Genomic DNA, 20,429 nt, shown 5'->3' on the forward strand with positions numbered 1-20,429 from the left:
TTTTTATACAAAGCCCTTCAGATGAGCGCCTCGTAGAGAAGCACCATCAGAGGCATCGTAACGATACAGAAGAGCACGGACATGACGTTTATCACACTGGCATATCTCGCATCCTTCCCGTGGATCTGTGACAGCTGGGTCACCATGACCGCCGCCGGCGCGCTCGTCGCCAGGAGCACGACCATCAGGATGTACTCCGCATCCTGATGCAGGCGCACCGCCCCGCTGAACACAAAGACCGCAATGGTGATGACCGGGAAGAAGACCAGACGCATAAAGCAGATAAAATACGGCCTTTTCTGCCGGAACACCCATCCCAGGTCCACATTTCCGATGATCATGCCCACCACCAGCATGCTGGCCGGACCGATCATGCTCCCAAAGCCATCGACACACTCACCCACAATGTAGGGCAGCTGGATGCCTGTGGCAAAGAGGATAAGCCCGATGGCAATGGCAATGATGTTGGGGTTGAGAAGTATCTTTTTCCAGTCCCTCTCCTGCCCCTGGCATATGACTGACTGCCCGTGGGTCCAGATCAGGACTGTCTGCACGATGATATAGGCGGTCGTGTAGAAGACCCACTCCTCCCCCAGAACGGCCGCCACCAGCGGCACGATCAGATTGCCCGCATTGCTGTACTCCACGGAGGCCTTTTCTATCCCGTTGAAGTGCAGCGGGCCTGCAAGGAGCCGCCCCCCGCCGATCAGGATGACGTGCACAAGGATACAGGCTCCCACCGCCAGCAGGAACCCCTTGAGCTTGTCGGTTGTAAAGTCAATCTGAAACGCATTGACGATGACGCAGGGCGAACAGATATATACCACCATATTGGAGATGATCCTGCTGTCCTCCTCTTTAAATTTTCCTGATTTCACTGTCAGAAAGCCCACCAGGCCCATGAGGAACAGGACCACGATCTGCTCTGCCAGCAGTATGCTTATCTCCATGGTGCTTTTTTCATCTCTTTTCTCCTTCGTGTCCTCTCTGTTACTGCTTGATCTCCGTGACTGTGTTGGCCGGCGAGCCCTCCTGGTATTCCAGGGTGATGCTGTCGCCCTCCTGATACCGGATGATATCCAGGCAGTCCGCCACGGACACGTCAAATACAGCATCAGAGCCTTCCACCATGACATAGTAGTGGGAGTTTCCGTCCACCACCACCTGCGCCATCCGGGTTATGACTCCGGTGACTGTCAGCTTCTCAGCCACCTCCGCCTCCTCTTCTGCTTTAATGCCATTGCTCACGAGGAGCTCACGGTAATTGTCCTGGCACTGGCTGACGCTGTCGCCTATAGCCACGATCTGGTATTTCTGCACATTGACCATGGCATACTTTTTCACCAGGCCGGCATCATCCTTCAGGGCAATAAAATAGGTGGGCTCATCCGCTATATTCAGCAGCAGCGGGAAGGTTGCCTGGTACTTGAGATTTTGTACCTGCCCCTCTGCCGAGTCCATGGCTGCCTGCTCGGTGGCGCCCTCCACCTCGTAATACTTGGTCTCCATGGTCCTCTGGTTTGCAAGGACAAACCCCACGTTGGACTGATCACCGTTGACGGAGGTCACACCCGTGTACATCCACACGTCATCGTCCATCGCAAGATAATTATATCCCTCTGTTGTCTGCAGACAGTCTCTCTGCCCCAGGATACTGTTGAAAAATCCGTGCTTCAGTGTGCCGTAGTAGTCAAAAAGGTCAACCAGAAGGTCAGCCGAGTACACTCTGTCGATCCACTGAGGCGCATCCTCCACATCACAGGTGGTCGTCTCTCCCGTGATGGCATTGCAGAGGACTACTCTTCCTACCGTCTCCCCGCCAAAAAGGCCGATATTGAATTTTTTCACCGGGGCGATCCAGTAGGGCACCCCCTCCTCGTCGATCTCAAAGCTCAGCTCTCCATAGATATAAGTGGGGTGAGCAAACCGCAGATGACGGTAGATATTCCGGTTAAAATATTCGCTCGTGGAATATTTGATCCCCTCATCCAGCTTTACAAGCTCCGTGTTCTGGCTGGCCATGTCAATGAGGATGTAAGCCGGGATCCCTTCCGACCTGTTCGTCAGCCATTTGATGGGGCTGGCGTATTTCAGCGGTGTGACTCTGACAGGACGGTCCTGGTAGTTGATCTGGCTGTAGATGTCATCCGCCTCAAACTGGGAGACCATGTCCACCATGCTCCCCATCTTCCTGTCTCCCAGGATTTCCGCTGAATCCTTGTCAAGGAGCGGGATCTTGTCAAAGGAGAGCTCCTCTATATCTTCCGCAAAATCGCCCTCCTCCACTGTCATAAGCTGCTGATATTTCTTTGCGTTGATGACAGGGGAAGATAGCAGTGTTCCGGCCAGATATACGATGCCCACACCCAGGATCAGTCCAAGGAAAAACTTCATAGGACGGGACTTTCTGATCTCCCCTCTCCCCAGCCGTTTTCTCGCGGCATAAGCAACCGCGAGGACCACCAGCAGGAAGAGAAGGAAAAACCAGGTGTCCGAAGAATGGATATTGACTGCCGGCAGCGCAATATAATAGTAGATACCTGCAAGAAGCACCAGCGCAATACCCAGAATGATCTTTTTACTCTTTTTCATAATTCCTCCTTTTTGAGGGAGTTAGAATTTCTTTCTCCACATATATGAGAATAACATCAAAAAGGGGAATATTTCAAGCCTTCCGGCCAACATATCAATACAAAATACAAATTTTGAGAACAGGGAGTAGTCCGCAAAGCTTCCCACAGGCCCTGTCAGGTTCAGTCCCGGGCCCACATTTCCAATGGTGGTCAGGACAGAACCTACATTTGTGGTAAAGTCAAAGTTGTCCAGGGACACGAGCAGGACGGAAACAACGGCAATGAAGCCGTAGGCCATCAGGTAGATGTACACGTTGTGGATCGTGTCCTCCCCCAGCTTTTTCCCGCTCAGGCGCACCACATTGACAGACTTGGGATGGGCCATCTGCTTGACCTCCTTCCAGATGCTCTTCAGGGAGATCAGAAGGCGGGACACCTTGATGCCGCCTCCTGTGGATGAAGCGCAGGCTCCCACGATCATCAGAGCCGCGAGGACACTCTGGGAGAACACGGGCCAGAGGGTGTAGTCCGCCGTAGCGTAGCCGGTGGTGGTGATGATGGAGGCCACCTGGAAGGCCGCATAGCGGAATGCCTCCAGGGCGGAGCCGTACAGGTGGCAGGTGTTGGCGGTAATGGCCGCGATAGCGCCGCCGATGATCACCAGGTAGGCTCTCAGCTCCTCGTTTGTGAAGACCGGCCTGAAAGCCCTGAGGGCCAGGAAAAAGTACAGGTTGAAATTGATGCCGAACAAGATCATAAACACAGTGATGACCCCGTCCAGGTAGGCACTGTCAAAATGTCCCACACTGTCCGCATAGTTGGAGAATCCGCCGGTGCCCGCTGTGCCGAAGGCGTGGAGCAGCGAGTCAAAAAGATCCATGCCCCCCAGCATCAAAAGAACGACGAGGACCACCGTTAGCACAAAATACATGCCGTACAGTATCTGGGCCGTCTCTCTGGCTTTGGGTACCAGCTTATCCTTCTCCGGCCCGGGCACCTCGGCTCTCATCAAATGGATGGAGCTCTGTTTGTCCAGGTTCGTCAGCACCATGACAAAGACGAGCACGCCCATGCCTCCCACCCAGTGGGTAAAGCTCCGCCAGAAAGTCATACAGTGGGGCAGCACCTCCACATCCCTCAGGATAGTGGAGCCTGTCGTTGTAAATCCGGACACAGTCTCGAAGAACGCGTCCATATAGTTTGGTATGGAGCCGGACAGGAAAAAGGGCAGGGCCCCGAAGAGGGACCAGAGTATCCAGGCCGAGGACACGATAAACAGCCCGTCTTTCCCATAAAGCCCTGGATTTTGCGGCTTTTTCAGGCCTGTCAGGAGAAAGAACACAAACAGGACCGCCGCCGTGACAACAAACCAGACCGCACAGGTCTCCCCGTAAATCAGTCCCACAAAGGCCGGGAGCAGAAGCAAAAGAGCCTCTACCCCCATCATTTTTCCAAGGATATGTAAAATCATTTTTTTGTTCATATCTGTCTACCTCTATCTGCGAAACATCTCTCTTAAGTCCTCTGTCCCGCGCTCTGTCGTGACAATGACAACACTGTCCCCCACCTGTATCCGGTCATCTCCTCCGGGAATGATGATCCTTCCCTTCCGCCCGATGCAGGCGATCAGATACTCCGGCTTTGTGGGAAGCTCTTTGAGCGGCACGTCCGTGTACTCGCACTCCTGGCGGATCAGGAACTCAAGGGCCTCCACCTTGCCCTCCACAAGACGGTACAGGGTCTCCACATTGGCGCTCTTGATGGATTTCCTCCTGGCCCGCACATAGCTCAGGATGGCATCCGCCGTCACGCTCTTGGCGGACACGATGCTGTCGATGCCCAGCCCCTCCACCATCTGCGCCCGGGAATCCTCGTTGACCTTTGCGACGATCTTCGGCACGTTCTGGGTCCTGGCAAACAGCGCCATGATAATGTTCTCCTCATCCATCCCGGTCAGCGCCACCAGTGCGTCCGCACTTTCGATCCCCTCCTCCAGGAGAAGGTCGTGGTCGGTGGCATCTCCGTGGATGATGGTTGCTTCGGGGAGGAGCTCTGTCAGCTTTTCGCACCTTGCATAGTCCTTTTCGATGATCTTCACATGCATCCTGCTATGCTGCAGCTGGTGGGCCAGGTAGTAGCTGACACCTCCCCCGCCGCAGATGAGGACGTTCTTGACCTTCCCTGTCCTCTTGCCCAGGGCGTTGAAGAAGTTCTCAAGCTCTCTGTGGGTGGCTGCAATGTGGATGCGGTCGCCCTCCTCAAGGACTGTGTCACCGTTGGGGATGAAGACCTCTTTGCCTCTGCGCACGGCACAGACAAGGATACGGATCTGGTATTTTCTGTATATATCTGCCAGGGACAGGTCCTTCAGCCTGCTGTCAGCGCGCACGCAGAATTCGACAAGCTCCACTCTTCCCTTTACAAACGTCTCCACTTTACTTGTGTCCGGAAAGAGCAGCACCCTGGCGATCTCGTGGGACACAGCCAGCTCCGGATTGACTGCCATGCTCAGATGCAGGTCCTCTTTCAGGAGTCCTATCTGACGGTAATAAACAGGATTTCTGACCCTCGCAATTGTGTGCTTTGCCCCCAGTCTCTTCGCCAGCAGACAGCTCAGCATATTGAGCTCGTCTGTGGATGCACAGGCAATGACCAGGTCAGCGTGAGGCACGTCCGCCTCCTTCTGCACCTCCACATTCGCGCCGTCACCTGTGATGCAGAAAATATCCATCCGGTTCAGCGCCTCTTTCAGCTTTCCCGCGTTCTGGTCGATCAATACGATATCATAATCCTCTTCAGACAACTGGGCGCACAGCTTATGCCCTACCTTTCCGTCGCCAATGATAACTATCTTCACCTTTTTATACCTCTTTTTCCCATATTCTCTTTAGAACTTCTGTACATTTCCGATATACAGCAACAGGATTATAGCACTTTTGTATCTGCTCTGCAATACGGAAACAGGCATGAAAAGGGCGGCATACATCACAAAAAAGTGTATGCCGCCCCGGCCTCTTTTTGTGCTATTTTCACACCTGCATTTTATCTATGATTTCGCGGAAAAGCTTCTATAGATAAGAGCGTGTTCTTATTCCTCCGCTGCCCTCTTGGCGATCTCCGCCTCCTGCACATCGTGAGGTGCCTGCTCATAGCGCGCGAAGGCGTACTCGTATGTGCCACGTCCGCCGGTCATGGAGCGGAGGGTGGTGCAGTAGCCGAACATGCCTGTCATGGGCACATCCGCCTCGATGACCTGGCGTCCGCCGCTGACCGGGTTCATGCCCAGCACCCGGCCTCTCCTCTTGTTCAGGTCCCCCATGATATCTCCTGTGTACTCGTCAGGCACAGTGACCTTCACAGACGCGATGGGCTCGAGAAGGATGGGGTCCGCCTCCAGGAACCCCTTCTTGAAGGCCTGGATGGTGGCTGTCTTAAAGGCCATCTCAGAGGAATCCACCGGATGATAGGAGCCGTCGTAGAGCACCGCCTTGACACCCACTACCGGGTAGCCGGCCAGCGGCCCCTTCTGCACGGACTCCTGGAGTCCTTTCTCCACAGCCGGGAAATAGTTTTTCGGCACAGCGCCTCCCACAACCTCCTCTGCGAATTCATAAGGCGTTTCCAGATCCCCGGAGGGCTCAAAGCGCATCTTTACATGTCCGTACTGGCCGTGTCCGCCGGTCTGCTTCTTGTACTTGGAATCCACGTCTGATTTCTTTCGGATGGTCTCCCGGAAGGCAACCTTGGGAGTCTCCAGGAGGATTTCGCATTTATATCTGGAGAACAGCTTGCTGGCTGTGATCTCCAGGTGCTGGTCTCCCATGCCGTAGAGGAGGCTCTGCCTGTTCTCACTGTCGTTGACAGCCTTCAGCGTCACATCCTCGGCCATCATCCTCTGGAGAGCCTGGGACACCTTGTCCTCATCGCCTTTATTTTTTACCACATACTTCATATATGTATAGGGCTTGGAGTAGTCTGTCTTGCTGTACACAACCTGGGTTGTCTTGGAGGAGAGGGTATCTCCCGTCTGGGTGTTCGGCAGCTTGGCGATAGCACCGATGTCACCCGCGAACATCTCGCTCACCTCCACAGGCTTGTTGCCGTTCATCGTGTAGATCTTGCCCAGCTTCACCTCTGTGTCTGATGCGGTGTTGTAGAGCGTGTCATCCCCCTTCAGCACGCCGGAGCATACTTTAATGAAGGAATATTTTCCGATAAACGGGTCTACCATGGTCTTGAACACGTAAGCACTCTTAGCGGCGGAGAAATTGTAGTCCGCCTCGAATATCTCGTTTGTCGTCCTGTTCAGGCCGGCACATTTCCTGCAGTCCGGGCTGGGGAAGAAACGGACGATATCGGACAGAAGGTTGGCAACGCCCTGGGCCTGGATGTTGGAGCCCATAGCCACCGGAACGATATCCCCGTCCATGACCTCCGTGCGCATGGCGGCCCGGATCTCCTCCACGGAGAACTCCTCGCCCGCAAAGTACCGCTCCATGAACTCCTCGCTTGTCTCCGCCACGGCCTCCAGAAGCTTTTCCCTGTAAATCTCCAGGTTGGGCTTACAGTAGTCCGGGATCTCGCACTCCTCCCTCTGACCGATGCCTGTGTAGCGGCGTCCGGCGTTCTTGATGACATTGACATAACCTACCAGCTTCTCGTTCTCGCGGATGGGCTGGAAGTGGGGTGCGATCACCTTGCCGTACCGGTCTGTGAGCTGCTGCACGACCTCGCGGAAGCTGGCATCGTCCACGTCCATCTCTGTCACATAGACCATGCGGGGCAGGTTATACTTGTCACACAGCTCCCAGGCCTTCTCCGTGCCGACCTCCACGCCGGCCTTGCCGGAAACCACGATGACCGCCGCGTCCGCCGCGCTGACTGCCTCCTCTACTTCGCCCACAAAATCAAAGTATCCCGGCGTGTCCAGGACATTGATCTTGGCTTTCTCCCACTCGATGGGCACCAGTGTCGTACTGATTGAAAATTTACGTTTCTGCTCCTCTTTATCAAAATCGCTGATGGTGTTGCCGTCCGTCACCTTTCCCATGCGGCTGATAGCACCGGAGACGTAAGCCATAGCCTCCACAAGGCTTGTCTTTCCGCTTCCCCCATGTCCCAAAAGGACCACGTTTCTGATTTCGTCCGTTCTGTAAACCTTCATATAGCTGCCTCCTTGCGTTTGTAAAATCTCATGTGTATATTGTACTAAAAATTTTCTGATTTTACAACTCTTTCATGCAAGTTTTACAAATTCAACACTCTTTTGACAACTTCTGTCAATCGTAGTAGAATTTTTACCAGACGGCCGCTTTTATACCCTGTTTTATACCTTATTATATAAGGAATATTTAAGGGACATTTTCCCACAGGGCAGGGGAAACCAGCGCGGCTGCAGCATAGAGAGAGGAATTTGACAGGACATGGATCAGAAAAAGAAAATCGGTTTTATCGGGCTTGGACTCATAGGCGGCTCCATCGCAAAGGCCATCCGGCAGTACTACCCCGACTACACCATCACAGCATTTGACAAAAACAAGGAGACGCTGGCGCTGGCCACCCAGGAGTCGGTCATCGACGTGGCAGCCACCCACATTGACGACAGCTTCCGGGGATGCAGCTGTATTTTCCTGTGCGCCCCCGTCTCCTACAACAACGCCTACTTAAAGCAGGTCTCCCAGTTCCTTGACGATGACTGCATCCTGACAGACGTGGGCAGTGTGAAGACAAGCATCCACAGGGAGGTGGAACGGATCGGGCTTGGAAAATATTTTATCGGCGGACACCCCATGGCCGGCTCGGAGAAGAGCGGCTACGCCAACTCCAAGGCCATGCTCATCGAGAACGCCTACTATATTCTTACCCCCACGGAGGAAGTGGCCCCGGAAAAGGTGTCGGCTTTTGAGACATTTATCGAAAGTCTGCGGGCCCTCCCCGTTGTGTTGGACTACCGGCAGCATGATCAGATCACCGGCACCATCAGCCATCTGCCCCACATCATCGCCGCCAGCCTGGTGTGCCTGGTGAGGGACACAGACACGAAGGACGAGCTGATGAAGCAGCTGGCAGCGGGGGGATTCAAGGATATCACGCGCATTGCCTCCTCCTCCCCCACCATGTGGCAGCATATCTGCCTGAACAACCACGAGAATATTTCCCACATACTCCAGCGCTATATTGATATGCTGACAGAGGCAAAAGCGGCAGTGGACAACGAGGACGCCCAGGCACTGTACCAGCTCTTTGACAGCTCCAGGAGCTACCGCAACTCCATCCCGGGCGGCTCCTCCGGCCCTATCAAGAAGGTGTTTGCCGTTTACTGCGACATTATCGACGAGGCAGGCGGAATTGCCACCATCGCCACCATCCTTGCGTCCAACAACATCAACATCAAGAATATAGGTATCGTGCACAACAGAGAATTTGAAGAAGGGGTTCTGCGGATCGAGTTCTACGACGACGCCTCCTCCCGGAAGGCGGCTGAGCTTCTGCAGAAATACAGGTATATCGTCTATGAGAGACAGTAGCAGGCTTATCCGCCCGGCCGGGCGTCCGCTTACCGGTGAGATCACCGTGCCCGGAGACAAGTCCATCTCCCACCGGGCTGTCATGTTTGGCTCTATTGCCAGAGGCACCACCCGCATCCGGAATTTCCTCATGGGTGCTGACTGCCTGTCCACTATTGCCTGCTTCCGTCGGCTGGGAGTGGAGATTGATGTGGAGGCAGCCGCAGGACAGGTAACTGTCCACGGAAACGGACTTCGGGGGCTGCAAGGGCCGAAAGGGCTGCAGGGAGCGGGCAGTCTGCATGGCGGCCCGCAGCGCGCCGGCGTGCTTCCGGGGACAGCGGTATTGGACACAGGGAACAGCGGTACAACCACCAGACTCATCTCCGGTATCCTGGCAGGGCAGGATTTCCCCTCCCTCCTCTCCGGTGACACCTCCTTAAACACCCGCCCCATGAAACGGATCATGGATCCCCTCTCCCGGATGGGAGCTCGGATACACAGCGTAAACGGAAACGGATGCGCCCCCCTCGCCATTGAGCCCGGGCAGCTGCACGGCATCCAGTACACCACAAAGGTGGCCTCCGCTCAGGTAAAATCTTCCATCCTGCTGGCAGGGCTCTATGCGGACTCCTCAACCTCTGTGACCGAGCCCGCCCTGTCCAGGAACCACACAGAGCTGATGCTGAAGGGCTTCGGCGCGGACGTTTCTTCTATTATAAAAGAGGACGGCACGGCCACCGCGTCCATTGCACCCTGCAGGGAGCTGTATGCCCAGGATATCATAGTGCCCGGGGATATCTCCTCCGCCGCCTACTTTATCGCTGCCGCCCTCCTGGTGTCGGGCTCCAGCCTGCTCATTAAAAACGTGGGCATCAATCCCACCCGTGCCGGCTTCCTGTCCGTCTGCCGCAGCATGGGCGGGGATATCACTCTCCTGAACGAGCGCCAGGCCGGCGGCGAGCCGTCCGCGGACCTTCTCGTAAGGCACAGCTCCCTCCACGGCGTCACCATAGAGGGCGGCCTGATCCCCACCCTCATTGACGAGCTGCCCATGGCTGCAGTCCTGGCCGCCTTTGCCGAGGGGACCACCGTGATCCGGGACGCGGCGGAGCTGAAGGTAAAGGAGAGCGACCGCATCGCTACCGTCACCGCCAACCTGCGGGCCATGGGCTGTGACGTCACTCCCACAGACGACGGCATGGTCGTCCGTGGCGGCAGTCCCCTTCACGGCGCTGTCCTCGACAGCTACATGGACCACCGCATCGCCATGTCCTTCGCCGTGGCGGGCCTCGCCGCCGGCGGCGAGACCCGCATCAGGCACGCCAATTGTGTAGACATTTCCTTCCCCGGGTTCTACAATTATTTCAACTAACGCAATTGCGGACGTAATACTTTTAAAAAGTATTACGTCCGCAATGACATTATTGATGTACCATTGTTTCAATTGTCTAGTAATATTTGACTTTTACAGTCTTTCCCAGCTTCTGGGCACAGTCCTTCAGCTGCTCCACCAGATTCATCCTGACGCTCAGGTCAAAGGGCAGGTTGGAGTTCTGGTGTGCCGGGTTGAGGGCTTTCCCCACAAAGAGGTGCAGGTCCGTACATTCCTCGATAATGAGCTTGGCCAGCTTCGAGGCCCCGTTTTGCGCATCCAGCTCATTGAAAAACTCCTCATCAAATTCCTCCTGCTCGTATTTCTTCAGGATACCGAGGGCTTTCCCCAGGGTGATCACTCCCTCTGTCACCAGATCCAGCCCCTCGATGGAGGCCGTGGGCGGAACTGACGGGTCCGCATAGTCCACAGAGGTAACGATCTCCTTTTTCAGGACGCGGGCAGCGATATTGGCGCTGGTCCCGCCGCAGACCACCTTTTTTCCTTCGCTCTTCATAAAGTCGCAGATCAGCTGCTCATCATCCTCCTTGTTGGTGGGCGGCCCGGTGAAAATGTTGACCACCTGTCTCTCGATGACCCTGACCACGGCCACCGTGGTGTCGTCCCCGGGCTTTTCCCCGTACAGGTCATAGCAGGCCTGGGACAGCATAGCCGCAAGCCGGGAGGCGGAGAGAGTCTCTTTTGTGCACTTCAGGGTGTACTGGGCCATATCCTTCCAGGTCCATCCAAAGTTGAGCAGTTCCCCCACCCCGGCGTAGATCACGCCGTCACTCATGAGGACAAAGCAGTCGTTGATCTTCACCTGGAACCGATACTCCCGTATCTTCTTATCCTCGATGAAACGCTCCTCATAGGGGTAGTCCACGATCGTCTTATCCCGCACAAAGACGCAGGAAGGATTGTCAAATTCCACAAGATAGGCATTGCCATCGTGGAATATCTGGAGGATGCTGAAGGTGGCGTAGGCCACCTGACGCACCTGGCAGATGGGCAGCGTCCGGGCAATGGTCTCCACGCAGGACTCAATGGCAGCCCCGTTCAAAAACATGGTCCCCAGTATCTTGGACGTGAGGGTGGCCAGTATGTTGGCCTTCACGCCGCTCCCCATGCCGTCCGCCAGTATCACGATATCCGCATCCTCTGTGTGCAGCACCTCCACCTTGTCACCGCACAGCTCTTCATTATGCTTATTCAGGCTTTTCCATGAAATATCCAGGCAAACGCTCATATCAATCTTCCTCTTCAAACAAAATGGAGTCCCTCAGCTTGGACAGAGTCACCTTGGTCTCCGCGGTAGTCTCTCCCAGGAGCCCCGCAATCTCCTGCGCCACCATCATCTGCTTGTCAATGACCTTCTGGGCCATCTCCACAGTCTCCATTTTCAGGTGGTAATGCTGCTCCTTCGCCTTCTCTTCCTTTGAGACATCCTGGTAGGTGACAAGGACAGACTCCAGACGGTCTATATAAATAATGCTCTCCACCACGGGCAGGCCATTGGGCTCCAGGCGGACCTTCTTCCGGATGATGGGCTCTCTTGTATCCAGCACCCTGTCGATATCCTCCGATTCGATAAACTCGAATATGTACCGCTCCAGAGCCTCCTCCCTGGAGACCTCCAGGAGCTTCAGCGCTTTTTTATTGCACTCTCTTATCCGCATCTGGCTGTCCACGATAAGGATCATGCTGGGCGTCACATCCATGACAACATTGGACATGGACTCAGCCTGGGCCACGGCATTGGGAAGGCACATGCCAATCTCCGCCTTCTTCTGAAAAACAGCGGTGGCCTTGGCGCGGCAGCTGGGATAACCGCAGGCACCGCAGTTGAGCTCGTCTGACTTCGTGTATTTCCCCATCGCCCGGAGCACGTCCTCCATCTGCTCCTCCGTGGGCACCGGGTCCTCCACTCGCCGGTCCGCAAAGGTCTTATGCATATCCACATTTGCTCCGTCAATGTCCTCCGCCGGCCCTCTTTTTACCGCATGTCTCTCCACATCCATCTTGGCCCGCACAGCAGAACGGTTCCACTTATCCGAGGCAGGTCCCTTGATGCAGCCGCCCTCGCACACATTCACCTCAAAAAAGCAATTCTTTATCTCCCCTTTTTTCAATTCCTCGAAAAGCTCCATGCAGGCGTTCAGGCCATCCACCGCCACCTTGTAGTAGCGTCCCTGACCCTCGCGAGGCGCTCCCGGTCCAGCCAGCACAGAGTGGATGATGCCCCCGCCGACCGGATAGAGCTGATTGACCATAGGGCAGGGATTGGCCAGGGCCTCGTCCTCACACTCGGACACGTGGATACCGGCCATCTTCCACCACTGTACCACTTCCTCAAAGGTCAGGATGGCATCCACCGCTCCGCTCACCCGCTCGTCTCCGACAGCCTCTGCCTTTTTTGCGATACAGGGGCCAAGGAAGACCACCTTTACATCCTCCCCGTAAATCTGCCGTATCAGTCGTCCGTGCGCGATCATGGGGGACACCACCGGAGCCATCAGGGGCACGAGCTCCGGGTAGTATTTCTCTATCAGGTCGTTGACGCTGGGACAGCAGGTAGTGATGATATTGGGCATCTCCCCTGCCTGCAGCAGCTTCTGGTACTCAGCCGTCACAAGGGCCGCCCCTTCCGCCGTCTCCCTGACCGCATAAAATCCCAGCTTTTTGAGAGCCGCGACAACCTGCCCCGGCCGGTCATACTCCAGCACTCCCAGGTAGGAGGGGGCAAGGGAGATGATCACTTTCATTCCCTGGCGCAGGTATCCTCTCACCCTGTCTATGTCGCTGGCAAATTTTTTGGCGTTCTGGGGACAGACTTCCAGGCAGTGACCGCAGTTGATGCAGTGATCCTTCATGATGTGGGCCTGCTCATTCTGCACGGAAATCGCCTTCACCTCACAGTGCCGCACACATTTATAACAATGGCGGCAGCTTGCATCTTTAAAATCTATAACTCTCACTTTTGCCCTCCTCCCGCAATGCTCTCACTCATATTTATGCATATTATATCATTCCCGACACAGGCAGGGCAACGAAAAAAGGCTGAAATCTCTCCCTATACAGGGCTTGTTTTTATACAGAAGAGGACGTACAATATAAGTATTACATAAGAGGGAGGGGAGACGGTATTTTCCGCGCAAAATACCGCCTTATACAGAGGAAATGTCCGAATTTGAAAATCACAGAAAAAAGGCCCGGGAAATGCAGCAGGTCCAGGAAGCCAGAGAACAGGCTGCCCAGGAGGTGCGGCGCTCCAGGAGACATTCCCGGAGGAAAAATGACCAGAAGTTCTTTCTATTTGTCTTCACCGCCATCATCCTTGGCATCGTGGCCGCCGCTCTTTTGTCTGTCTTTTTCCCTTCAGGAGAAAAGACACCAGCCAAGCCGAAGGCCCAGCCCGTCAGCGCCCAGACACAGGCCTACACGCCGTCCACCGCTACCTGGACGGCTGCGGGAGATATCGTCTTTCACCTGCCCTTTCTGGAGTCCGGGGTGTATCTGAATCCTTCAGATGGCACCTATGATTACACTTCTATTTTTGACCACTGCCGTCCTCTCCTTGAGACAGCTGATTTCTCCACTGTCACCATGGAGACCTCCCTCGCCGGGGAGGAGGCCGGATACAGCGGCTACCCCATGTTCAAGGCCCCGGATGCGCTGGCCGACGCAATGGCGGGGGGCGGATTTGACATGGTCAACCTGGCCAGCAACCATGTGTACGACGGACTGGATGCGGGGCTTACCCGCACCATGGAGATCCTGAGCCAGAAAAATCTCCAGTACATGGGCACCCGTCCGGACTCAGACCACAAAAAATATAACGTAGTCGATGTAAATGGCATCAAGGTGGGAGTTCTCAGCTATGTGTACGAGACCACGGCCGAGAGCGGATCCAAGTCCATCAACGGCATCCCTCTCTCCGACACGATCGCTCCCCTCATCAATTCCTTCGACCCAGGCAATCCGGAGGCATTCTACAGCGAGGTGGAAGCCTCCCTGGCAGCTATGAAGGAGGAGGGCGTCCAGTACACCATTGCCTACATGCACTGGGGCATCGAGTACCAGACCCAGCAGTCCCAGGAGCAGACGGATATGGCCCAGCGGCTCTGCGACATGGGCATTGACACCCTCATCGGCAGCCACCCCCACGTGATCCAGCCGGTGGATGTCCTCACCTCCTCGGATGGGGAACACCAGATGCTCTGCTGCTATGCCGTTGGAAATTTTCTCTCCAACCAGCGCAGCGAATACATGCAGGCTGAGATGCCCACCGGCGAGACGGAGGACAGCTATCTGCTGACACTGACCCTGTCCAGCGACAAAAAGGGAAAGGTCACTCTCACAGACGCAGTCTTCACTCCCATGTGGACATACCGGTATGAGACTGACGCCGGCGCTGCCTTCGCAGTCCTCCCGGTAAACGACACCGCCTCCCTGGAGGAGTCCACCGGCCTTTCCGGCATCAAAGCGGAGGCGGATGAGTCCGCCGCCAGGACCCAGGCTATCATCGGGGCAGGCGTGGAGAAGGTAAAAGCAGCGCTGCCGCTGAAATCCGCCATATAGTCATATAGAAAAAGATGCACCTTCCGCAGAGGATATACCTCCCAAATACGGCCGTGCATCTTTTTTTCCGCCCTTTTATTTTACGATTTTCAGAATATCCTCCACCTTTTCCGCCAGGTAGTCTGCCCCGGCCTGCAAAAGCTCCTCCCTGCTGCCATATCCGTAGAGGACGCCCAGGCTGTCCACACCGTTTGCCCTGGCACCCTCGATATCATGGCGGCGGTCTCCCACCATGAGCACCTGTCCCGGGTCTGTGATACCGCAGGACTCCATCGCATAGGCGATAACCTCTTCCTTTTTCACCCTTGTCTCGTCCAGGGTCGCCCCCGCCGCATAGGTGAAATAAGAAGTCAGATGAAAATGATCCAGTATTTCGCGGGCAAAGGGCTCCGGCTTTGACGTGGCCAGCACCAGCGTCTTCCCCCTCCGTTTCAGCTCCGCCAGCAGCTCCTCCATGCCGTCATAGACCTTGTTCTCGAAAATCCCTCTGTCTTTATAGTACTCCCTGTACAGAGAGATCCCTCTCCTTGCCTCCTCCGGCGTAAAGCCATAGAAATCCCGGAAGGACTCCGCAAGGGGCGGCCCGATAAACCGGTACAGCTTTGTCCGGTCTGTCTCCTCGATCCCAAAGCCCTTCAGGGCGTACATGACGGAGCCTGTGATGCCAAGCCCCGGGTCTGTCACCGTGCCGTCAAGGTCAAATAAAATGTATTTGTATTCTTTCATTTTCTTCCTCCTGCTTATCCCTTGCTCTCTCTGCCGCAGCCAGGCCTCCCTCCAGGCGTCAGAGACGCTTCTTCCTGTATTCCCTGGGCGGCATATGGAACCGCTCCTGGAACACTCTGTTAAATGTCCTCATACTCGTAAATCCCGCACTCATGGCAATATCCGTGATGGAGCCCTCTGCGCTCTGCAGGAGCGCCAGCGCCTGATTCAGCCGCAGTTCATTTAGATACTGGTTGAAATTCGTGTGGAAGATGCGGGAAAAGACACGGGATAGGGCAAAGGGGCTGTATCCCAGATCCCGGGACATCCTGGTGAGGGACAGCTCCTCCTCCCCGTAGTGCTCCGCCATATAGACCACTACGTCGTACACGATATCATGTCCCGGCTGCTCTTCTCGCCTTCGCAGCTCCAGAAAAGGCAGCGTTCTTGCCAGGATCACCTGCGTGAAGGCCTGCCGCAGCACAGTCTTCTGCGGCTCCTCCTGCTCCCCCGTTTCTTTCTGGTGTTCATCCCGAATACCGTCCATCTCCCGCAGACGCTCCAGTGCATAGGGGATGTCCGGATGGACGCGCTCCAACGGGATGACCGGCGCCAGAGGCCGATGGGTCAGCAGCTGCTCTGAAAAGCGGCCCGCGAAAGAGGGCGGCACCAGAAAATAGATGGCCCTGGACTCCTCCTGGCTGAACACCTGGTAGTGGTGGATCACATTGGGGAAAACAATCCCGAAATCTCCCGTCTCCATGTGACATAGCGTCTCCCCCACGCCCAGCTCCAGCGTCCCCCTTGTCACATAGATACATTCCATGGACTTGTGGATGTGGGGCGGATAGTGGACAGACTCCTTTTCATAGATCTCCATCTGGTCTTCTTTTAGCTCGTAGAAAAAATGCATCAAAACCTCCCTGCAAGATTTGGCTGATTTATCTCCTCTTTTGACAAGAATTATATCCCCTGCCACACTATAATGCAATTGAAAATAAAGAGGAGGTGCCAGATATGATCAGAAGATTTAGCAATTTCTTAAGAGACTCTTTTGAGACATATATGCAGATTTACACAAGAGATTTCTTCTAAAAATGGCATAAAAGACAATGAGACAAATGCAGGATAAAAAGCAGGCGACTGTCACTGACCTTCACCGTTCCCGGTGTCCGGTCTTAGACAGCTGCCTGCTTTTATGCTCCGCCCTTTTGCAAGAAGCCCTGCTGGTTTCCGGTCTCTGCCCAGCAAATACGAGGGAGCCGCTTATCTGTCCCCGTCCTTCAGCCACTTCTCCACTATATCGGTCTTTTCTCCAACAGCCTGGGCAATCTGCTCCACGGTCATACCCATTTTCGACATATTGATAGCTATATCCCGCCGGCCTTCCTGCCAGCCTTCCTCCCAGGCCTCTTCTCGCTCCTGCCTTATATGCCTCGCCTGATCATACTCGTATATGTTCATCCTCTTTGCCTCCGCTCGATATTTCCTCAAAAACTCTTCAAGGATCCCCTCCCGGATACATTCCGTGATGGTGCACTCCACCGCCTCCAGCTCCAGCTTATGCTCTTCTTCCTCCACCTGGTACAGGTCCGACAGCTTTAGTATCCGCCTGTCAGGCTGTTTCTCTTCCCCGTTGTAGAAGATGATAAACTGAGGCGGCGGAAGCATTACCTTTTTCCTTCCATACAGGTTTTCACTTTTCGTCAGGTCCGCGTAAAGGTCTGCCAGATACAAAAGCATCCGCAGCGGAAGGTTGGGGCTGTAGGTGGACTGGTGCTCGTACAGGGAGAGCCGGGAGTCGATCACAAAGGACAGGTCATTTTTGATGGCCATGTAGATGACGTTCTCCAGTGTGTTGACGTTCAACGCTCCGGGATCCTTATACTGTTTTCCGCTTACCGCATTATAGAGTCCCAGCAGTTCCTTCTTGTCGCTGAACAGCATGGTAAAAAGCGAAGAAAAGCATTGAGATTTCTTTTAGATCTTCTTATCAGACTTGCAGACACGGCAGACGCCGCAAAAGAAAAAAACTGCCAGAAATATAATGCTTTGTATTTATCATAGCACACATCTCAGACAGTTTCCATAAGTTTTTTCTAGTATTTCGTATCCCTTTTAAGCTTGGAGCAGATAAGGGCACCTGTCCCCGCTTCTTCTCCTCATAAGGAATGCAAGCACTGCATTTGCAGCCACACAGCCTATCATGCATCCCAGTGAGTTGTGCATGATATCATCCAGCTCAAAAAGTCCCCTCCTGAAGATATACTGGCTCACTTCGATCGTCCCCGACAAGAGCAGGCCCACTGCCAGCGCTGCCGCCGGCCTCACCCTGCGCCCCGCTGCCACAGGCAGCAGAAATCCCACCGGGGCGAGCATGACGCAGTTCAAAAGGATCTGCTCCAGCATCGCCATATCCCGGCCCGCCAGCATCTCTCTCCACGACCAGAAAAGAGTCAGCTCACACTGCCGGTCTGTCACACCCCTTGTAAATACGGTGGAGCCAAACACCAGCACTGTGTAGATAAGTGCAGCCAGCGTTCCCACCGCCTGGGTCTTCTTTATCCTGCGCATCCCTGCCGCCGCCAGGAGCAGGAGCGCCACGGCGATGATCACGCTCCCGAAAAACATGACCTCCCTCTCTGACCAGGGACGGCTGTGGATCGCTATGATCTGATATATAAACATAGGCATGCCTCCTTTTCCCTCTGTAAGCATGTGTCTGTATCACCTGTTTGAGACCTCATACTATATGTTTTTGACGGATACGTCAAGGAATACCGGCTTATGTTTTTATTAATTTTCCTTAAACATCTCTTGTCCATTTGCTTTGGGCTGTCCTTGGGAAAAGCTGGTGAAGCGGGAAGAAAACCGCACCGGCTCTCTTCCCGCTTCTTTATATTATATCACATTAGGAGGTGTCTCTTGTCTGTCCTATCGCCCTATCCGTTAATAGTCCTCTTCACATAGGTGGTGTGCAGATACTCGTGGGCCTTGTGGCTGCCCGGCTCTCCTAAATACTCCTCGTAGAGCTTCTTGATGGCCGGGTTCTCGTGAGACTTGCGGATAGCCTTGGCCTCGTCATTGCGGTACAGGACGCCGGCGCGGATGGCCCGCACGTCTGTGAAATTCCTCACTTCGCCGGATACCTGGGGCTGGCCGCCGCCGTTGACACAGCCGCCGGGACAGCCCATGATCTCGATGAAGTGGTACTGAACCTCACCGGATTTCACCTTGTTGAGGAGTGTTCTGGCGTTGGCAAGTCCGGAGGCAACTGCCACCCTGATATCCATGCCAGCCACATTGTAGGAGGCCTCCTTCACGCCCTCTGTCCCGCGCACATCCGTGAAGTCCAGCTTTGCCAGCTCCTCGCCGGTGAGGGTCTCCACCGCCGTCCGCAGGGCCGCCTCCATGACGCCGCCGGTAGCTCCGAAGATGACAGCGGCTCCCGTGGACTCTCCCATGGGATCGTCAAATTTCTCATCCGGAAGGTCTGTGAAGGAGATGCCGCACCGGCGTATCAGCCTTGCCAGCTCGCGGGTGGTGATGGCAATATCCACATCCGGCACGCCGGCCGCGCTCTGGTCTTCTCTTCCGATCTCAAACTTCTTGGCCGTGCAGGGCATAACGCTGACAGACACGATCTTTGCCGGGTCAATGCCCTCCTTCTCGGCAAAGTAGGTCTTCAGCATAGCGCCGAACATCTGCTGGGGCGACTTGCAGCTCGACAGATTCTCGGTCATATCCGGGAAATAGTGCTCGCAGTACTTGATCCAACCCGGTGAGCAGGATGTGATGAGAGGCAGCACGCCGCCATTCTGTATCCTCTGCAGAAGCTCTGTGGCCTCCTCCATGATGGTCAGGTCTGCCGCCCAGTCCGTGTCGAACACCTTGTCAAATCCGATGCGCCGCAGGGCTGCCGCCATCTTTCCTTCCACGTCAGTTCCCATGGGGTAGTCGAACTCCTCTCCCAGGCCGGCTCTGACGGACGGGGCCGTCTGCACCACCACATATTTGTCGGGATCTGCGATGGCCTCCAGTATCTGGTCTGTGTAGTCCTTCTCGTAGAGAGCGCCCGTGGGACAGACAGCGATGCACTGTCCGCAGGAGACGCAGCTGGTCTGGCCAAGGCCCATGTCAAAGGCTGAGCCGATAAAGGTGGCAAAACCTCTGTTGTTGGGGCCAATGACACCGATACCCTGGGTCTTCTCGCACACAGCCACGCAGCGGCGGCAAAGGATACACTTGTTGTTGTCCCGGATCATGTGGGCCGCAGAGGTGTCCAGCTCGTAGTGGTTGGACTCTCCCTGGAAATAATCTTCATCGTCAACGCCGTACTCCCGGCAGAGCTGCTGCAGTTCGCAGTTGCCGCTGCGCACGCAGGAGAGGCATTTTTTGTCGTGGTTGGAAAGCAGGAGCTGCAGGGTCCGCCTTCTTGACTTTATGAGCCTGGGCGTGTTGGTCCACACCTCCATCCCTTCATTGATGGGATAGACACAGGCCGCCACCAGGTTCTTGGCTCCCTTGACCTCCACCACGCACATACGGCAGGCGCCGATTTCATTGATTTCTTTCAGATAGCACAGGGTCGGGATCCGGATCCCCGCCAGGTGCGCCGCTTCGAGAATGGTGGAACCAGCCGGAGCGGATACTTCTAAACCGTTTATCTTTAAGTTGATGTTCTCCATA

Annotated in this window: 15 protein-coding genes; 3 read left to right on the forward strand and 12 right to left on the reverse strand. The window is 55.1% G+C overall.

The features are described 5' to 3' along the window. Positions 1 to 17: 17 nt before the first annotated feature. The 5 genes from B5E62_RS05950 to B5E62_RS05970 all read right to left on the reverse strand — a co-directional run bounded on the left by B5E62_RS05950 (position 18) and on the right by B5E62_RS05970 (position 7,737). Positions 18 to 950 (reverse strand): AEC family transporter, encoded by a 933-nt coding sequence (locus B5E62_RS05950; protein ID WP_087173714.1) that lies wholly within the window; start codon positions 948 to 950, stop codon positions 18 to 20. A 40-nt stretch (positions 951 to 990) separates the two neighbouring features. Next, positions 991 to 2,592: a hypothetical protein gene (locus B5E62_RS05955; protein WP_087173715.1), complete on the reverse strand. Its 1,602-nt coding sequence runs from the start codon at positions 2,590 to 2,592 to the stop codon at positions 991 to 993. Between the two features lie 21 nt (positions 2,593 to 2,613). Next, positions 2,614 to 4,056 (reverse strand): TrkH family potassium uptake protein, encoded by a 1,443-nt coding sequence (locus B5E62_RS05960; protein WP_087173716.1) that lies wholly within the window; start codon positions 4,054 to 4,056, stop codon positions 2,614 to 2,616. A 12-nt stretch (positions 4,057 to 4,068) separates the two neighbouring features. Further along, positions 4,069 to 5,430 (reverse strand): Trk system potassium transporter TrkA, encoded by a 1,362-nt coding sequence (gene trkA / locus B5E62_RS05965; RefSeq protein ID WP_087173717.1) that lies wholly within the window; start codon positions 5,428 to 5,430, stop codon positions 4,069 to 4,071. 231 nt (positions 5,431 to 5,661) lie between these two features. Then, complete coding sequence (locus B5E62_RS05970) at positions 5,662 to 7,737, reverse strand: elongation factor G (protein ID WP_087173718.1); 2,076 nt, start codon at positions 7,735 to 7,737, stop codon at positions 5,662 to 5,664. Between the two features lie 259 nt (positions 7,738 to 7,996). Here B5E62_RS05970 and B5E62_RS05975 point away from each other — a divergent pair, with 259 nt between their 5' ends. Both B5E62_RS05975 and aroA read left to right on the forward strand, forming a co-directional pair. Then, entirely contained in the window at positions 7,997 to 9,100 is a 1,104-nt protein-coding gene (locus B5E62_RS05975; protein WP_087173719.1) for a prephenate dehydrogenase, read from the forward strand. Then, entirely contained in the window at positions 9,087 to 10,454 is a 1,368-nt protein-coding gene (gene aroA, locus B5E62_RS05980) for a 3-phosphoshikimate 1-carboxyvinyltransferase (protein ID WP_087173720.1), read from the forward strand. Before B5E62_RS05975 ends, aroA begins: the two co-directional genes overlap by 14 nt. A gap of 76 nt (positions 10,455 to 10,530) precedes the next feature. On the opposite strand, the gene B5E62_RS05985 is transcribed toward aroA, so the two are convergent. After that, positions 10,531 to 11,703, reverse strand: a complete 1,173-nt coding sequence (locus B5E62_RS05985; protein ID WP_087173721.1) for a SpoIIE family protein phosphatase — start codon at positions 11,701 to 11,703, stop codon at positions 10,531 to 10,533. Between the two features lies 1 nt (position 11,704). After that, a complete protein-coding gene (locus tag B5E62_RS05990) occupies positions 11,705 to 13,432 on the reverse strand; it encodes a [Fe-Fe] hydrogenase large subunit C-terminal domain-containing protein (protein ID WP_087173722.1) in 1,728 nt (575 codons plus the stop codon). A 202-nt stretch (positions 13,433 to 13,634) separates the two neighbouring features. Between B5E62_RS05990 and B5E62_RS05995 the strand changes: the two genes are divergently transcribed. Continuing rightward, positions 13,635 to 15,035 (forward strand): CapA family protein, encoded by a 1,401-nt coding sequence (locus tag B5E62_RS05995; RefSeq protein ID WP_087173723.1) that lies wholly within the window; start codon positions 13,635 to 13,637, stop codon positions 15,033 to 15,035. Positions 15,036 to 15,110: 75 nt separating this feature from the next. On the opposite strand, the gene B5E62_RS06000 is transcribed toward B5E62_RS05995, so the two are convergent. The 5 genes from B5E62_RS06000 to B5E62_RS06020 all read right to left on the reverse strand — a co-directional run bounded on the left by B5E62_RS06000 (position 15,111) and on the right by B5E62_RS06020 (position 20,428). After that, complete coding sequence (locus B5E62_RS06000) at positions 15,111 to 15,761, reverse strand: HAD family hydrolase (protein WP_087173724.1); 651 nt, start codon at positions 15,759 to 15,761, stop codon at positions 15,111 to 15,113. A gap of 58 nt (positions 15,762 to 15,819) precedes the next feature. Then, positions 15,820 to 16,653: a helix-turn-helix transcriptional regulator gene (locus tag B5E62_RS06005; protein ID WP_087173725.1), complete on the reverse strand. Its 834-nt coding sequence runs from the start codon at positions 16,651 to 16,653 to the stop codon at positions 15,820 to 15,822. A 353-nt stretch (positions 16,654 to 17,006) separates the two neighbouring features. Then, positions 17,007 to 17,687, reverse strand: a complete 681-nt coding sequence (locus tag B5E62_RS06010) for a hypothetical protein (protein WP_087173726.1) — start codon at positions 17,685 to 17,687, stop codon at positions 17,007 to 17,009. A 171-nt stretch (positions 17,688 to 17,858) separates the two neighbouring features. After that, complete coding sequence (locus tag B5E62_RS06015; protein WP_242957739.1) at positions 17,859 to 18,428, reverse strand: VanZ family protein; 570 nt, start codon at positions 18,426 to 18,428, stop codon at positions 17,859 to 17,861. Between the two features lie 254 nt (positions 18,429 to 18,682). Continuing rightward, entirely contained in the window at positions 18,683 to 20,428 is a 1,746-nt protein-coding gene (locus tag B5E62_RS06020; protein WP_087173727.1) for an NADH-dependent [FeFe] hydrogenase, group A6, read from the reverse strand. Position 20,429 lies beyond the last annotated feature (1 nt).

Origin of the sequence: Lachnoclostridium sp. An118 (assembly GCF_002160985.1) — a bacterium.
GTDB lineage: Bacteria > Bacillota > Clostridia > Lachnospirales > Lachnospiraceae > Claveliimonas > Claveliimonas stercoravium.

Excerpts from the sequence above, each read along its gene's own strand:
- B5E62_RS05950 (WP_087173714.1), bottom strand. The coding sequence starts at position 950 with ATGGAGATAAGCATACTGCTGGCAGAGCAGATCGTGGTCCTGTTCCTC.
- B5E62_RS05955 (WP_087173715.1), bottom strand. The coding sequence starts at position 2,592 with ATGAAAAAGAGTAAAAAGATCATTCTGGGTATTGCGCTGGTGCTTCTT.
- B5E62_RS05960 (WP_087173716.1), bottom strand. The coding sequence starts at position 4,056 with ATGAACAAAAAAATGATTTTACATATCCTTGGAAAAATGATGGGGGTA.
- B5E62_RS05970 (WP_087173718.1), bottom strand. The coding sequence starts at position 7,737 with ATGAAGGTTTACAGAACGGACGAAATCAGAAACGTGGTCCTTTTGGGA.
- B5E62_RS05975 (WP_087173719.1), top strand. The coding sequence starts at position 7,997 with ATGGATCAGAAAAAGAAAATCGGTTTTATCGGGCTTGGACTCATAGGC.
- aroA (WP_087173720.1), top strand. The coding sequence starts at position 9,087 with ATGAGAGACAGTAGCAGGCTTATCCGCCCGGCCGGGCGTCCGCTTACC.
- B5E62_RS05985 (WP_087173721.1), bottom strand. The coding sequence starts at position 11,703 with ATGAGCGTTTGCCTGGATATTTCATGGAAAAGCCTGAATAAGCATAAT.
- B5E62_RS05995 (WP_087173723.1), top strand. The coding sequence starts at position 13,635 with ATGTCCGAATTTGAAAATCACAGAAAAAAGGCCCGGGAAATGCAGCAG.
- B5E62_RS06000 (WP_087173724.1), bottom strand. The coding sequence starts at position 15,761 with ATGAAAGAATACAAATACATTTTATTTGACCTTGACGGCACGGTGACA.
- B5E62_RS06005 (WP_087173725.1), bottom strand. The coding sequence starts at position 16,653 with ATGCATTTTTTCTACGAGCTAAAAGAAGACCAGATGGAGATCTATGAA.
- B5E62_RS06010 (WP_087173726.1), bottom strand. The coding sequence starts at position 17,687 with ATGCTGTTCAGCGACAAGAAGGAACTGCTGGGACTCTATAATGCGGTA.
- B5E62_RS06015 (WP_242957739.1), bottom strand. The coding sequence starts at position 18,428 with ATGTTTATATATCAGATCATAGCGATCCACAGCCGTCCCTGGTCAGAG.
- B5E62_RS06020 (WP_087173727.1), bottom strand. The coding sequence starts at position 20,428 with ATGGAGAACATCAACTTAAAGATAAACGGTTTAGAAGTATCCGCTCCG.